Below are 16,949 nucleotides of genomic sequence, written 5' to 3' on the forward strand. Positions count from 1 at the left end.
GTTTGGTTGCTCCACAGCAATGATAGATAGGATTTCTAGCTATAACAGAAGGAAGAAGGAAGAAGGCATTGGTGTCAACTTAAGCTGTCAGCCCGCCCCGTGTCCATTAGTCATCCCACGAGTCCTAAGCGGGGTTCAAACCCCTGTCTAATAGAAGACAGTCGGTTGAAACCGACGGTCGATTTGCCCCAAACCAATACACATCAACTAACTCTTCAGTCCTCTTTGAGAGGACTTTCGCTCTCTCGACAGGGGTTTAAACCCCTGTCGGACTATCGGTTTGACCTGGTTGTTGACACCAATGGGAAGAAGGAAAAGCAGCTATAGCCATAGTTTGAGCGATCGAAAATCTCCTAAGCATCTTGGCTGTTACTATATTTCCTGTGGGTGGTTGGTAAAAATTGCACCTTACTGGTTATTGTAAATGGTATCAACTTTAAGGACAATAGCGTATTTATACGTATGTTGTTTCCGCAACTACTGAGATAGATGGTTACGTAAAATCTGCCTGAGTCCGGTAAAAACTTGTGAGTGACAGTAAGCCCACCTAACACAAACCCAATAACCATATCCCTCCAGCACTTTAAGTAAGAAGCTGGGGTTCTAACAGAAGAGTCAAGTCAGCAAGGCTAAGCTGTACTTGAGCGTCTACAACCTATGCTAGCGCCTCAAGTATGTGTATAGGGCATTTTTTGAATAAATTAAGATCGATCGCCCACACTCTTTCGCCAAACCACTGAGATTTACCCGCGATTCAACTCTACCCTTTCGCCATAACGCAACAACATCTCCAAACTATCCAAACGATTTTGCCAAGTTTGAACTTGATAGTTATTTTCGGCAGAATGCAGGCGCATGGAAGATTGAAATTGAGATGAAAAACTCGCCAGCAATCTTTTAGCAATCGTTAAATTTTCGGGACTGGGAGTGGCGGCTAATTTGTTTAAAGCTTCGGCTAATTCTGTCGATCGACTTTGCAACACTTTCAATTCCGATTCCGACACCCGCAACTGATTGTTAGCCAACAAAAAACTCCATTCTTGTTTGAGCGCAGTATACCGCGAAACCGCGGAGGCAAAAGGCTGGCGATAAGGAATCGGTTCCCCAGCCGAAGTCGTTAGCGCCGCCCTAGTAGACGATCGCCCTCCCCGCCCTTGAGTACGATTAAAAAACGCCTGCATCCCGCTACTAATACTTTCGGCTGCAAAAATAGCATAACCCCCAGTCGGCAAATCCCGCAAAGCCTGAATTTGGTCGATCGCCACCACTTCCGGGAGAGTCAACAACTTAACCGACGGAGAAATCAAAGCCGAACCGAGCATTTGTTCCTTAGCCAAAGGTTCAGTAATGCGTTGAAGTCGATTAGTATCCAAAGCATAAGTCATGGGCACAATCAAATCCACAATCCCCTGACGAGCCCAAACTTCCCAATTCTGCTGAATTTTGTAAATCCGTTGACTAGGAGGGTGCGGAAACACAGCCACCGACAAAATTGTCCGCGGATAATTGCGTCGCAACAACTGAGAAACTTCGCCAACAAAACTATTAATTTGATTAGTTTTAAACTCAACCCACTGCCGCCATAAATTACCATCATTAGGCGAAATCCTCATCGGATCTACCCCTGTTAATTGCTGAAACTGCTGCCTCGCCGCCGCACCATAACCATAGGTAAAACCCGCATTATCATCTTGAAAAGGATAGCGAATGTAGTCAAGTTGCAGTCCATCAACTTGGTAGCGGCTGGCAATTTCGTTAATTATTCGCAGCAAATAACTACGGGCTTCTGGATTAGCAGGATCGAGATAAAATTTACCATCATTAATATGTTGTATGCGTCCTTTGTTGTCAATATTTGCCCAATTTGGATATGCAGAAAGCACCGGGCCTGGATAGGAACTTGGCTTACCAATTAGAGTATTGTGGCGTTTATTACCCGTGGCAAAAGTCCAAATCCAAGCGTGCAATTCCATACCTCGCTCGTGGGCCAACTTCACCCCAGATTCCAGGGGGTCCCAACCCAGGGTGAGGGGGTTTTGTTGGGGTGCAACTTGACTGGGATAAATCGGATATCCGGCATTTAAAGTTTCAAAGAAAACGGTATTGATACCAGCGGCGGCGAGGCGATCGAACACTGCTGCTAAACCTTGTTCCGATCGAGCAGCGACAATTGTACCGCGATCGAGCCAAACAGCCCGAATTTCCGAACCCACCCGCTGTCCTTCCTGGGGATAATTTTGCCACAGCAACTGTCGGGCTTCCACCCACTGCTTTCTAGCCTCCGCGTACTTTTGCTCAGCCAGGAGTCCATCGAAACTTTGCAACACCTGTCGTGCACTGGCGATCGCCCTGGCTGTTCCCGCTAGCATCATCGGCGGGCGACTAGCAGCCTGGACTCCACCACTATTGCTTCCGGCCACCAGTTGAGCAGTATTGGCTGCATTCAGATTCACAGCAGTATTCGCTGAATTAGCTGCTGTCAAGGCACTTTCAAACCTACCGAGGAGGTTAGTCAATTCTTGGCGCATTAAGTAGGCTTCAATGCTGACGATCGGCGCTGAGGAATTTATCTGCACATCCAAGCCCGCCGGTGCCGACTGATCCGAAGGGTCAGTAAAAGTTGTAGGTACCGGTTCTGGAAGGGGGAGAGAGGGAGAAAGTCTGCTCAGTGGGGTATTGCGCGGACTTGGAGGGGTGTTTCTAGGAGTTCTGGAGGGGGGATTTGGGGATCTGGGTCTGGGGGGTGCGATCGCCGTTTGCGGTGGTATGGGGGAACCGACAGTGCCTCCCCAGCGGGCGATCGAGGCCCGCAGCCAAGCCGTGTCTACCTTTGCCGAACCGTCGCTACCCCAGCGCCAGCCGAGATAGGTAGCGCGATCGGTAGCGATCGCAGCCGAAGAACCAGAACTATCCTTCCAGGTAGCAACAGTTTGACTGTTAGCATCAGCCGGAATCAAGACACCGCCTTGAACCAAGATATTTTTTTGTTCCACCGGCACCCAATTGCTAGAAGTAGTGCAAGCGAGATCTCGACAGCGGGTGCGGGGTTGAGGTGCCGCCGGCTGAGTCAACGGAAAAGCCCAATAGGCCCCAAGGAGCGATCGTAAAGATTGGCGCACCAAAGCCGGGGAACTGCGCCCCACAGGCCCGGAAGCAATCAATCTACCACCTTGTTTCGCCCAAGATTCTAAAACTTTAAGTTGGGCTGGACTCAACGTTTCAATATTCGGTAAAAACAGGACATTAACCCCGGCCAAATCTCCGACACTTTTGATTTCTTCGAGATTAATTGGTTTGTAAGCAATACCACTGTCCCAGAGTCGCGTGGTAATCTTGAGCCAGTCCGGGGAATTTTCGGAACTGCGAACTACACCCAACAGCACTTGGGCAAAACTGGGAGAGGGAAACCAAAGCGAGAGATTGAATAAACTAATCGCGAGAGTCCCAATTAATACCCTTTGCAAGAAAGTGAAAAAGCGAATTGTTTGAGCCTGAGAGCAGGCTACAGGAATTAGATCGGGCTTTTTGATTTGTTGCATTAATCTTCTGAACTACCCACCACACCAGTCGATCGATTTGAGATTTGAGATTGTAGATTTTAGATTAAAACCTGCGTTCAACTGTCCTATCGTTTCCGGTTGTATTGGAATGATTTAACCTTACTAGAACACTCTTGACACAGAGGGAGAGAATAGAGATCTCAATAATTCAGATGCTACCGGATTTGATATCAACTATCAACTGTCAACAGCCAACTGCCTACCCCCTCGCGAAGTCGAAGGAGCGACAGCCCACTGTCAACTATTCTTCAATTAGCAGCTTCATTCACCGGGAAACGATCGATTAACTGCATCGCCCGACAAGCATTCCGTCGCAAAGCATCAGATACGTGAGGAACATGAGGAATCTGAGACAAGAAATCCAAAGTGCGGCGCAAAATCCGCACCACATCCCCCTCATCCAAACTCGTATGACTGACCAATTCCAGCCATTCCACGCCCAGGGCCCACTGCTCAACCAAAGTCACCATATCTCGTTCCAGCCAAATCGGGATCGCAGCTTCATGTCGGTACTGCACTTGAAACAGCCTGCGTCGTAAGCCTTTTTGGAGATTATCCAAAGGTGCCAAAACCTCTGGAGATAGGGAATAGTGAGTCCAACTATCGGGCCGAGAAACTTCCGTAACCAAAGCCGCGCAAGCAGCCGCTAGGTGGTGGGGGTCTAGTTCATCAAATTCCGCCGACATCAACGACAAACCTAACCAGAGTTCATTATCCCCACGAATGGCAGCGCAAGCCTGACCCAATTCTGTAGGAACTAATCTTTCCCAGGTATCAGCCCCCTCAACATTGAGAGAAACTACCCTTTCCAAGCACCCGAAATTGAGCAAAATGTCAATTAAGTTGATAAATTCTTCCCAGTAGCGAGATCGTTGCTTTTCTAAGTCCTGCAACCCTCTGCGTATTTCCTTTTGCAACTCTATCCTGCGTCGCTGGCGTTTGAGCAAAGTACCCGGATTGCCCCATTCTAAAACAGGGTGAATTTCTAGCTTAGCTTCTATGGCTGCGATTTTTTGTAGTTGGTCTTGAGCCTCGGTAGTCGGTTCCAGTGCCGGCAATTCTGGGATTGATTGGGCGATAGGAAGAGTTTCCTCAGTGCCCAAACGACACTGGCCCAGTCTCAGGGGCATTTCCGAGGGCGGGTTCATGGTATCGGCAACGCTCAAACGGGGTAATTGAGCATGGAGGCTAGCGACATCGCTAATGGCGACGACATACCAGCGGTTATCTTTGCCCAAACAGACTAAATTTGGAGCTTGGCCCGAACCTGGGATTTTGGCAACGAGTACAGCGGGTACGGGAGATGTGTGCGATCGTTTAGCAGTAGGAACGTGTTTACCTTTAAGGCTGACAACAGTTCCGAGCACCGCAAAAGCCACAGCCACGGACATCTCCTTCATCCGAGCTTCTTCAGCTTGCTGCAACAAAGTTTTGAGTAGGCGTTTATCTTCCTTGAGTCTGCCCTGCAATTTTTCATAATGGGCGAGTTGTTTTTCCAGGTTAGCCACATCGCCACCAGCAGCCAGAGACTCCTCCAACACCGCCAATTCCGCTTGCAGCCGGTCTACCTCGGCTTGCTGCGGCTGCAAGTACAAGGTAGAAAGATATTGACCAAAACTACGCTCTACGAGTTCTTGAGCTTCTTTGAGAGTGTGAGTTTGCAATAAATTCAGCACCATGCCGTAGCTGGGCGTAAACTGACTGGCGAGGGCATCGGCTTTGGCTGTGGCCAAATAGGAGGCTTCCTTTGCCCCTTCAAACCGCGTCTGAACTGCCACTACGTGCCCCAGCTCGTCCATGCCCCGCCGGCCTGCTCTACCGGCCATTTGGAGGAATTCCGAAGCATTTAGGAGTCGGTGTCCCTTGTCGGTGCGCTTGGAAAGGGTAGAAATGACTGTGGTGCGGGCGGGCATATTAATCCCGGCGGCCAGGGTTTCGGTGGCAAATACGACTTTAATTAAACCTTTGCCGAAGAGTTCTTCTACTAAGCCTTTCCAAGCGGGTAAAATGCCGGCATGGTGGGCTGCAATGCCTTTTAAAAGTGCTTCTTTTTGGCCAAAGCGTTCTGCTTCGGGATTCCGCTGTAAAAAGTCGTCAATGATGCGTTTGAGTTCGGCGGTTTCGGCTTCGTTGACTAGGGAGAAATTCCCAACTTCTGCCACTGCTTGGTCGCACCCACGGCGACTGAAGATGAAGTAGATTGCTGGTAGCATATCGCGATCGTCCAACCGAGACAAAACATCCCCCAAACTGGGAACGGGGATACTACCTCTTTCTAGTTTTTGCTGTTTCTTTTTGGGGACTAAACGGATGTTAGGTTTTTTGCCGCTCTCATCTAGCAGAGGAAATATCCCTTTTTGATTGGCGAAGTGAAATTGCAGCGGCACGGGGCGAAAGTCGGAGTAAACTAGCTCTGTTGGCCCGTGGACTTTATTAATCCAGTCTGTCAGTTGGGCGCTGTTAGCAACAGTGGCTGAGAGGGCGAGTAGTTGAATTTCGCTCGCACAGTAGATAATCGACTCTTCCCAAACAGTACCCCGCTGTTTGTCGTTCATGTAGTGACACTCATCGAGAACTACTGTTTCGACTCCGGTTAAGGAAGTACCCACAGCCCCGATCGGCGTACCATAGAGCATATTGCGAAAAATTTCGGTAGTCATCACCAAAATAGGAGCATCCCGATTAACGGAGATGTCCCCCGTCAGTAAGCCGACCATCTCAGTCCCAAATTGCTGGCGGAAGTCGCGCAGTTTTTGGTTGGAAAGGGCTTTGAGGGGAGTGGTGTAGAAGACGCGACGCCCCCGCGCGAGTGCTTGGTGGATGGCGTATTCGCCGATTAAAGTTTTCCCGGAGCCTGTAGGGGCGCAAACGACAACGGATTTACCTGCATCGAGGGCGGCGATCGCCTCTCTCTGAAAGTTATCTAGCTCGAATGGGAATATAGTCTTCAGATCCAGCTCTGGGCGGTTCTGGGAGGTATCTGGCACTGGGATTATTATAAGGTTTTACAGTAGGTGTGCTTCAATCTTGCTTACAGCAAGGTAGCAGAGGACTGTATTGATTTTAAACCTTCTGTAGCAAATCGGCTATTTGAACTACCCGACGGTCATCACTAGGCTCGATTCCCGATTCCCGATTCCCACTTTCCTCCTCTATGATTCCTATTATTTCGACTATTCCTGTGGTGCAGCTTGCTTCTGGCGATCGACTTTCGCTGCAAGTCTATCAGTTCCAAGGTGCGATTCCCGGCAAAAAGGCTTATCTTCAATCTAACCTCCACGGCGCTGAGATTAGCGGTAATGCGGTTATTTACCAATTGATTGAGTTTTTAAGGTGTTTGGACTCCACTGAGTTAATCGGGGAAATTTGGCTAGTTCCTGTTTGTAATCCTTTGGGTGTCAACCAGCGATCGCACCATTTTTCCCCTGGTCGCTACAATCTTTATGATGGGGTAAATTGGAACCGAATTTTCTGGGATTTTGAAAAGCAAGGGGAAGATATTCTGGGTTTTGCTCAGTCTCAGATGAATCTGGATGCCGATACTGTTAAAGTTAATTACAGAAAAGCAATGGCTTTGAGTTTTGCCAAAGAGTTGGCAAAAATTAACGCTCCTAGTTGTCGCCCCTACAGGGAACTTTTCCGATACCAGCTACAATCTTTGTGTTGGGATGCTGACTATGTGTTGGACTTGCACACTTCCACAAATCAAAGTTTAGATTACCTTTATTGTTTTAGTTCTCGCGAGGAGAGTGCGAAAGCTTTTTTGCTCGATCGCGCCATCTGGATGAACGAGTATGATGGGGATGCTTTTGATGAGGCATTTCTCAAACCTTGGCTGGCTTTGGAGAGGATTTTAGGGGAGTTGGGGAGTCCGATTTCCTTTGATATTGAATCTTGGACTCTAGAATTGGGTTCGGGGATGGAAATCAATCCTGAATCGGTGGCGAAGGGGTTACGGGGAATCAAAAATTACTTAGCCAGTAAGGGTTTATTGAAAATAGATGGATTTCCGCTTCCCGAAACTGCGAATCATCAAGTCATTTTTACCCCCAAGAATTTGGTCAAAGAATACTACGCGCCGGCGGGCGGGATGATTCAAAATCGAGTGGAATTGGGGAGTTTTGTCAAAAAAGGCGATCGGCTTTATCAAATTCTGTGCTTTCACAAACATGGAGATTTTCCCACTTTAGTAGATGTTTGTGCTGAGTCGGATCTTTTTATTTTTGATGTTTCGACCAATCAGTCAGTAAATCAAGGAGAATATGTGTTATCTGTGATGGCTGATTGATTTTTGTAAAAATGGTCATAAAACCCAGACTTATTCGCCAAATAAGTCTGGGTTTTAGCGATGCTATAGCAATAATTAGTGAACAAAGTCGGTCTACCCTGAAAAATAATATCGTTTCCGGCTACATCGGAATGATTTAAACGAACAGAACACAGAGGACACACAGGAAGAGAATAGAGATCTGAATTATTCAGATGTTACCGGATTTGATATAAAATCCTAAAAATCGATTCAAGCCACCACAATACTTCAGGGAAAAATTCAGTTTTTTTGACTCACTGTCAACAGTCAATAATCACTCTGGTAAAACTGGAACAGATTGGTTACAGTTCAAGATTCTTGATGCGAGAGCATCAAAAACAACCCCTCCCAAACCGGCCATGAGCGCACACTGTCCATCGAAAGAGTCCGCCTTAATTCCCTTTCCCACAAAGCCCACAAACAATCCCACAACTGGGAGGTGAGCTGCTGGTGCTTTTTCACTAAAAGTGAGGTCGTTGTAGTAGAGCCTTTCGCCCTTTTTTAGCCAGCCCACTATGTAACGAAAAGTCTCCCAAACATCGCTATCATATTCATTGTTTCCCCCCAGACTTTGATAAATACGATTTTGTACGCTAAAGCCAAAGTGACCGTTGGAATATTCTTCCCAAAGTTGGTCTATGGTATGCAAGTCCTCGCAGGGAAATTCTTCAATACTTTCTCTATCCAGCCATCCTTTTTCTTCGCATTTGGCAGCCCGCAGCATCAATTTAGTAGTTTCTTCGTCGGCCTCTTGCCACTTTTTTGCTGCTAATAAATTACGCAATTTGCTATAATCTATACCCACTGCTGATACTAATTTAACTTCATTAATTTGCAGTTTAAACATTACTAACTCCTACGTTTTTGGTGTTTGTTTGTGGATATTTATCAATATCAAATATATCCTGGTTAGTCATCAGTTAATTGACCAGGATAATCCGATAATATTACTGTGGCGTAGCGATCTAGTCCCTAGGCGTTCAGGATTGATTGGGTCTGTGAAAGAGAAATTTGTTGATAGTGTCTACTATAGTTTATGTAACTCCAAATTTCATCAGTCTTTTAGGGTAATTCTGGTGATAGTTCCTCGACTAAAGCATGAGATGTTAGTTGTTAGAAAAACATCTTTTTCAGTAACCAGGGCTACTAAAAGTCGCTACTACACTGACGAAATATGACTACATAAGTTATAAAAGTCACAGTCAATTTGGGCAAAGCTAAGTCACTGATACATAGAGAAAACATTCTACACATCTTATACGATCGCAGTTTATTGTCAACAGGATGATAGTTGATGTAGTATCATTTTTAACCAGTAAGTAATGTTGCTCAAAAAAAGTTTTACTTGAGATAGGGCGATCGCCAGAATAAGACTTGTGACGGAGATGATTGGGGGTTGGTTCCGGGGGTTCTGATTAGCGCCAAATTAATGACATATTTTTCTCCCAAACTAGGGTTGAATGAATATTCCGATCGCATTATGAACTCTCGCCGCCGTAGACAAAGGTCGATCGACTAAATTCCCTCCCAAATACAAACTCGTCGAACTTCCCCCATCCAAATTTAAAGCCTCCACAGCCCCCATTTGCTGCAAAATCTGCGCGAGTTCTGCGAAATTTGGTCCCGCCCCCCCCGCCCGATTGTGCACGGTTACAATCAGCAAATTACCCGCTGCATTGTGTCCGATCGCACTCCGAATCGCCGTCTGTCTTACATAGGCATCGCTAAACCCTTCCGCCTGCGGATTCAGCACAACTCTACTGTTTTTTACCAACAATGGCCCGCCACCTACAATGTAAGGAAAAGCACTGAACTCTGACGGAATTGTCTGAGTTTCCAGACGTAATAAAGTGCCTGGTGTCAGTTGAGAGGCGATCGACAAATTGGAACGCAATGCTAAAATATAACCGTTGGCTGGTATTGGAAAAGCTGTTTTTCCCGTCCCACCAGAGGGAACTTGGCCCACAACGCGATCGCCCACCACAGTAACCACTATCTCATTGTCAGAAAACGGAGTATAAGTCGTTCCCCAATCGGGATTGTAGCGGCCGATTCCAGCTTCTACGTAGGCGCTATTGAGGTGAGAAATAGATAAACGTTGGTTTGTCGGAGTAATCAAGGTTTCTTGCAAAGTCAAACGAGCGATCGAGATTTCGCCACGATCGTTCCAGGCGATCGCCCCTCGGTTCAAAATTGGGCCAGCCAGCCATTTGTTGTCGCGCCGAATTACTCCTAAAGCTAAGCGATTTATCCGATTGAAAAATCCCCCATTAATCGCAGCCGCCGTTCCCGAAAGTTCCGCTGTTTCCCTCAGAGGTGCAGTGCCTTTATCTGTGGGGGGATTGCTCAAAATTGGTCTAATTTTGACACCGGTTTGACGGGGATTAACTTCTAACGAAACAACTGGAAAACGTGCGGTTCCTAAGTTTTGATACTGTTGTCGCCACCGGACTCCCCGCGCCCAAACAATGTCTTTTTCTACTAGGGAATCTGGCCTAATATCAATCACTAATCGATGGGGATTTCCGAGGCTGAATACTTGCGGACGCCAACCTAAAGGTATGGTGACTTTGACTCTGGTTTGAGTGTCGGTTGGTTCGATTTTTAGTGCTAGTAATTGTTTGCTGGTTTGAAAAGCGCGCTGAATTATGGCGGGTGCGATTTTGGCATCGAGGTCGATCGACCATTGTTGACCGATAATTGGCGCAGATGGTGCTACCGGGAGCGGGAGGGCTGGTTTGCTGGGGTCGTCTGGTGTTTCGAGGTTTGGCGCTGGGGGGGTTTTAGTCTGGGGAAGAGTGGGCTTTGTGGGGTCGTCTGGAGTGTCTCTAGGTGTGGGTGTTGGGGATGGGCTTGGGGTATCGACAATGTTAACTTGCCACGGAGCACTGCGATCGAGGTCTACCACGATGCGATCGCCCCATTCTTTCTCTGCTTGCCGCACTCCTGTAACATTGGCCACAGGAGATGTGATGTTCAAAGTATTACCATCGGCAGATATCCGCCAACCCGCAAGTCTGGCAAAATCTGTGATATCTAAGTAACGATATTGTCCCTGCGATCGCGCTGTTATACTCTTCTCTGCCGTTAAAGACACTGAAAACCACTGTACGGGCTGTTTAGTATTGTCGGCGGTGTTGAGCAAATCGACTCCGGCCGATTGCATTAAGCCAATGTCGGCAATCCAAGTTCGGATGTTCGGCGATATACTATTTGCGGGCTGTTGTGTCCAAGCTAGGGGAATGATGCGCCCGTTGAGAGAGATTTGGCGGCCTTGTTTGATGGTGGCTGCTGGTGGTGGGGATTGAGTCAAAAAGCGAGAGTCCGAGTCCGACAGGGGTTGAAACCCCTGTCTCATAGCTGAAGTCCTCTCAAGAGGACTATTGAGGGGTATTTCAGTCGGTTTTAACCGACTTTCCCTATTAGCCAGGGAATTCATTCCCTGGCGGGCTGTGGAAGCATCCATCAGCCCAGCCTTCTCATTCTCTGCTTTCCCAGGAAAATTCCAGGCTAAACCTAGGGCGATCGCCAGTATGGGCGCAATCGAAACTCTACTGTGCATTTTTTTACCTCTGATAACTTAAAACTCTTCACCGTCAAACACGCTATACAGCACAAAGGTGAAAATTTCTAATTTTATTGATAAACTTAATTTTTTGGGCTGTGTAGTTGGCTGTAGTTAGCTGCATAATATTAAGACATGGTTTCATTGGTGGTGCAGCGCACTGCAAGACTGATGGAGGGGATTAATTAAAAAAAAACACAAAACTCGATCGCCTGCAATTTACCTGGTTGCGAGGCGGCGATTTTCCAGAGAATAACTGTTTTTTTTAACAGCAGGGTATTCTATGAGACATCTCGGAGGCGATTCGATCGAGATAATTAAGAATCTGCAAACAGAGTTTCAGGGCTAGGTACTGGCAGTATCAATGTAATTTTTTTTATCAAATCTGCTGGCTTTGGCTGTTTGAAGGCTTTCCCGACTCCCACAGATGGGTAGCCTTCTGTTTTTCAAGTTATAACGAATCAACCACACAATCACCGAAATAGTATTCAATCAACATGGGCAACACGAGCGATCGAAATCAAAATCAAAATCAGGGTCATCGAGGAACTCCTTATGCCGGTCAAAGCTGGCTAATCGAAGAAAGAGATGCTTGCGGTGTGGGCTTCATTGCTAACCAAAGTGGCAAAGCTACTCACTCCTTAATTCAAAAAGCTTTACCAGCCTTAACTTGTCTAGAACACCGTGGCGGTTGCAGCGCTGACCAAGATTCAGGTGATGGTGCTGGTTTGATGACCGCGATTCCTTGGGAATTGTTCCATTCTTGGTTCGCAGAACAAGGTATTCAGCCTCCCGCCCAGGAAAACTGCGGCGTGGGAATGCTGTTTCTGTCCAGGGATGAAGACCAAGCGGCGATCGCGCGGCATATGGTTGAGGAAATTCTGTTAGAACGCGGGCTGACACTGCTGGGATGGCGCAAAGTTCCCGTCGATGCGTCTGTTTTGGGCCCGCAAGCGCTAGAAAATCAACCTCAAATCGAACAAGTAATCGTTAGTTCACCGCAATTACAGGGCGACGAACTCGATCGCCAGTTATTTCTGACTCGCCGCGCGATCGGACACGCATTATCCCATCGCCCCGACTTCACTCGCCAAGACTTTTACTCTTGCTCTTTTTCCTGTCGCACGATCGTATATAAAGGTATGCTGCGATCTGCCGTACTGGGAGAATTTTACCTCGACCTGAAAAATCCCGCCTACAAAAGTCCCTTTGCAGTATATCATCGACGCTTCAGCACCAACACCATGCCCCGCTGGCACTTAGCTCAACCGATGCGCTTGCTGGGACACAACGGCGAAATCAACACGCTGTTGGGCAATATTACCTGGATGAAGGCGCGACAAGCCAATTTAGCTCACCCGAATTGGAGTCAAGCCGATCTCAACACGTTCAACCCCATTGTCAATTCTGACAGCAGCGATTCGGCAAACTTGGACAACGTGATGGAACTACTGGTACACTCCGGGCGTTCTCCCCTAGAATCCTTGACTATTCTAGTTCCTGAAGCTTACAAAAATCAGCCAGATTTAGCTCCCTATCCCGAAATTGTCGATTTTTATGAGTATTACAGCGCCATTCAAGAACCTTGGGATGGCCCCGCATTACTGGTATTTAGCGACGGGAAACAAGTAGGTGCTACGCTCGATCGCAACGGTTTACGCCCGGCCCGTTACTGCATTACCAAAGACGGTTTGGTAATTGTCGCCTCCGAAGCCGGTGTAGTCGATATCGACGAAGCAGATATTGTCGAAAAAGGCCGTTTGGGGCCAGGACAAATGATCGCAGTCGATCTACAAACTCAGGAAATTCTCAAAAATTGGCAACTCAAACAGCGGATTGCGAAGCGACATCCCTACGGTGAATGGTTGCAAAAAAACCGCGAAACCTTGGAACCACAACCTTTTGCCGAAACCGCAACCCTCGACTCTCAAACACTGTTAGCCAGTCAAATTGCTTTTGGCTACACCGCCGAAGATTTGGACATGGTGATCGTGGAGATGGCGAGCTCCGGGAAAGAACCGACTTTCTGCATGGGAGACGACATTCCCTTGGCTGTATTGTCAGAAAAGCCTCAGTTGCTGTACAACTATTTCAAACAGAGGTTTGCTCAAGTCACAAATCCGCCCATCGACCCCCTGCGCGAGGGGATGGTGATGTCTCTGACGGTGAATATCGGGCTGCGGGGCAATTTATTGCAAGCAGTGCCGGAAAATGCCAAGCTACTGAAAATAGATTCTCCCGTACTCAACGACGCTGAACTGTCTTTCTTGAAAGAGCAAAAGTCTTTCCCCGCAGAGGTTCTATCAACGGTTTACAAAATTGATGGTGGCCCGGAAGGTCTTAAATCCGCAGTAGCTCAACTTTGTCAAAAAGCAGCCGATTCAGTGCGATCGGGCGCTAAGATTTTGATTCTGAGCGATCGAGTATCGAAGCAAACCCCCCCCAACCCCCCCCAAGGGGGGAATGAAGAAGGAGGTTTGAGTGCAGAATGCACTTATATTCCACCTTTCCTAGCAATTGGTGCCGTTCACCACCACTTGATTCAGGAAGGGCTGCGGATGCAAACTTCCCTAGTTGTCGATACCGCCCAGTGTTGGAGCACTCACCATTTTGCTTGTTTAATCGGTTACGGTGCGGCCGCGGTTTGCCCCTATTTAGCCCTGGAAAGCGTGCGCGGCTGGTGGGCTGACAGCAAGACTCAAAACTTGATGAAACACGGCAAAGTGCCCAATATTACCGTGACGGCGGCTCAAGCTCAATACCGCAAAGCGGTGGAAAATGGGCTGTTGAAGATTATGTCAAAAATGGGGATTTCCCTGTTGTCCAGCTATCAAGCGGCCCAAATCTTTGAGGCGATCGGAATTGGCGGTGATTTGCTAGATTTGGGCTTCAAAGGAACTGTGTCTCGGATTGGCGGTTTGACGGTGGCGGAACTAGGCCAGGAAGTGATGTCCTTCCACTCCCAGGCTTTCCCGGAATTGAACGCTAAAAAGCTGGAAAATTACGGCTTCGTGCAATATCGGCGCGGTGGCGAATATCACATGAACAGCCCGGAAATGGCAAAGGCTTTGCACAAGGCTGTGACTAGCTTTAAGTCAACCCGCCCCTACCCCCCCCAAGGGGGGAATGAAGAAGGAAGCAATGGTAGCGGTAATGGGGCTGAACCAAAAATGGAACCAATTGGTTCCAAAAATGCCGAAACTGCCTACGATCACTACGAGGTTTACAAGAAACAGCTTGAAACTCGCCCGGTGACAGCTTTACGGGATTTACTGGATTTTGCGAGCGATCGCCCTTCGATTCCCATCGAACAAGTAGAATCTGTAGCAGATGTTGTCAAACGTTTCGCCACGGGCGGAATGTCCCTCGGTGCTTTGTCCCCGGAAGCCCACGAAACCTTAGCCATTGCGATGAACCGCATCGGCGGCAAATCCAATTCCGGTGAAGGCGGCGAAGACCCAGTTCGATACAATGTGCTCAAGGATGTCAACGAGGCTGGCTTGTCACCAACTCTGCCTCACTTGAAGGGTTTGCAAAACGGGGATACCGCCTCAAGTGCCATCAAACAGGTAGCTTCTGGGCGTTTCGGCGTGACTCCAGAATACCTGATGAGCGCCCAACAGATCGAAATAAAAGTGGCCCAAGGTGCGAAACCGGGAGAAGGCGGCCAATTACCAGGGCCGAAAGTGAGCCAGTATATTGCCTTTTTGCGCCGATCGAAACCTGGTGTCACCCTAATCTCGCCGCCGCCTCACCACGATATTTATTCGATCGAGGATTTGGCACAGTTGATTTTTGACTTGCATCAAATCAATCCGAAAGCCGGAGTTTCGGTCAAGTTGGTGTCGGAAGTCGGCATCGGTACTGTGGCTGCTGGTGTCGCCAAAGCCAATGCTGATGTGATTCAAATTTCCGGCCACGATGGCGGCACCGGTGCATCTCCACTGAGTTCGATTAAGCACGCAGGTTCTCCGTGGGAACTCGGATTGACCGAAGTTCATCGGGTGCTGATGGAAAACAAGTTGCGCGATCGAGTTTTGCTCCGCGTTGACGGTGGCTTCAAAACAGGCTGGGATGTGATTGTAGGCGCTTTGATGGGCGCCGAAGAGTACGGGTTTGGCACAGTGGCAATGATTGCTGAAGGCTGCATTATGGCCCGCGTTTGCCACATGAATACTTGTCCCGTCGGCGTTACTACCCAGAAGGAAGAGTTGCGGAAGCGTTTCCCTGGTACGCCGGAACACGTAGTCAATTTCTTCTACTTTGTGGCTGAAGAAGTACGCAGTTTGTTGGCAAAATTGGGTTATAAGTCGATCGCAGATATTATTGGCCGCGGTGATTTGCTGACAATGCGGGCTGGGGTGAAGTTGACCAAAACTCAAGAGATTAATTTGGATTGTTTGACCAAATTACCTGATACTAAGACCGATCGCTCTTTCTTGATCCACGGCGACGTACACACCAACGGGCCAGTGTTAGATGATGATTTGTTGGCGGATGCTGAAATTCAAAGCGCGATCGCCAATCAAACCAGTGTTACTAAGAGTGTAAAATTGGTGAATACCGATCGCACAGTAGGCACCAGAATCAGTGGTGCGATCGCCAAGCAATACGGTAACACCGGTTTTACTGGACAAATTACCCTCAACTTTACTGGTACGGCTGGTCAAAGTTTCGGCGCATTCAATTTACCGGGGATGACTTTGGTACTGGATGGCCAAGCTAACGACTACGTTGGTAAGGGAATGCACGGTGGTGAAATTGTCATCAAACCACCCATGGATGCGACTTATGATGCTTCCGAAAATGCGATCGTTGGTAACACTTGCTTGTACGGCGCAACGGGGGGAACTCTGTTGGCGGCGGGTAAAGCTGGCGAAAGGTTTGCAGTGCGTAACTCCATGGCGAAAGCCGTCATTGAAGGTGCTGGAGATCACTGCTGCGAATACATGACTGGCGGCGTCATTGTCGTATTAGGAAAAGTCGGCCGCAACGTCGGCGCTGGAATGACTGGCGGCTTGGGTTATTTCCTTGATGAAGATGAGACCTTCCCAGCTCATGTCAACGGGGAGATTGTCAAAATGCAGCGGGTTTGTACGGCCGCTGGGGAAGCACAATTGAAAGAGTTGATTCAGGCTCAACGCGATCGGACTAACAGCAAAAAAGCCGCTAAGATTTTGGCAAATTGGGCCGAATATTTGCCCAAATTCTGGCAAGTTGTGCCACCGAGTGAAGCGAAATCGCCAGAGGCTTCGGAACCAAAAATTGCTGTGGAAGCCTAATTTTGCAGCTAGTTAATTAGATAGTTCTGATGAAGAGAGGAATTGATATAATATAAAAACCTCTCTTCATCGTCCTGTACTAAACTCTCTCTTCTCTTCCTTCGCGTACTTCGCGCCTTCGCGGTTAAATCATTCCGATCCAACCGGAATTGATATAATTCGATATTACTGATGCTCGTTGCATCCCAGATGTTGAAATTAATGACCTATAGCAACCGCTAATGCGGTTGCTA

General features: G+C 48.0%; 6 protein-coding genes. 2 read left to right on the forward strand and 4 right to left on the reverse strand.

Annotated elements, in window-relative coordinates; genetic code table 11:
• Positions 1-743: 743 nt before the first annotated feature.
• Both P2A85_RS02295 and P2A85_RS02300 read right to left on the reverse strand, forming a co-directional pair.
• A complete protein-coding gene (locus tag P2A85_RS02295; protein ID WP_377477284.1) occupies positions 744-3,539 on the reverse strand; it encodes a family 10 glycosylhydrolase in 2,796 nt (931 codons plus the stop codon).
• 269 nt (positions 3,540-3,808) lie between these two features.
• Positions 3,809-6,547: a DEAD/DEAH box helicase gene (locus tag P2A85_RS02300; RefSeq protein ID WP_377477285.1), complete on the reverse strand. Its 2,739-nt coding sequence runs from the start codon at positions 6,545-6,547 to the stop codon at positions 3,809-3,811.
• 167 nt (positions 6,548-6,714) lie between these two features.
• On the opposite strand from P2A85_RS02300, the gene P2A85_RS02305 reads away from it, so the two are divergent.
• Positions 6,715-7,848, forward strand: a complete 1,134-nt coding sequence (locus P2A85_RS02305) for a succinylglutamate desuccinylase/aspartoacylase family protein (RefSeq protein WP_377477286.1) — start codon at positions 6,715-6,717, stop codon at positions 7,846-7,848.
• 295 nt (positions 7,849-8,143) lie between these two features.
• On the opposite strand, the gene P2A85_RS02310 is transcribed toward P2A85_RS02305, so the two are convergent.
• Positions 8,144-8,716 (reverse strand): GUN4 domain-containing protein, encoded by a 573-nt coding sequence (locus tag P2A85_RS02310; protein WP_377477287.1) that lies wholly within the window; start codon positions 8,714-8,716, stop codon positions 8,144-8,146.
• A 603-nt stretch (positions 8,717-9,319) separates the two neighbouring features.
• On the reverse strand, positions 9,320-11,431 hold the full coding sequence (locus P2A85_RS02315) for a phosphodiester glycosidase family protein (protein WP_377477288.1): 2,112 nt from the start codon (positions 11,429-11,431) through the stop codon (positions 9,320-9,322).
• 500 nt (positions 11,432-11,931) lie between these two features.
• On the opposite strand from P2A85_RS02315, the gene P2A85_RS02320 reads away from it, so the two are divergent.
• On the forward strand, positions 11,932-16,716 hold the full coding sequence (locus P2A85_RS02320) for a glutamate synthase-related protein (protein WP_377477290.1): 4,785 nt from the start codon (positions 11,932-11,934) through the stop codon (positions 16,714-16,716).
• The last annotated feature ends 233 nt before the right edge of the window (positions 16,717-16,949 follow it).

The sequence above is a fragment of the Microcoleus anatoxicus genome (assembly GCF_042465725.1).
Taxonomy (GTDB): Bacteria; Cyanobacteriota; Cyanobacteriia; order Cyanobacteriales; family Microcoleaceae; genus Microcoleus; species Microcoleus anatoxicus.

Excerpts from the sequence above, each read along its gene's own strand:
- P2A85_RS02295 (WP_377477284.1), bottom strand. The coding sequence starts at position 3,539 with ATGCAACAAATCAAAAAGCCCGATCTAATTCCTGTAGCCTGCTCTCAG.
- P2A85_RS02305 (WP_377477286.1), top strand. The coding sequence starts at position 6,715 with ATGATTCCTATTATTTCGACTATTCCTGTGGTGCAGCTTGCTTCTGGC.
- P2A85_RS02310 (WP_377477287.1), bottom strand. The coding sequence starts at position 8,716 with ATGTTTAAACTGCAAATTAATGAAGTTAAATTAGTATCAGCAGTGGGT.
- P2A85_RS02315 (WP_377477288.1), bottom strand. The coding sequence starts at position 11,431 with ATGCACAGTAGAGTTTCGATTGCGCCCATACTGGCGATCGCCCTAGGT.
- P2A85_RS02320 (WP_377477290.1), top strand. The coding sequence starts at position 11,932 with ATGGGCAACACGAGCGATCGAAATCAAAATCAAAATCAGGGTCATCGA.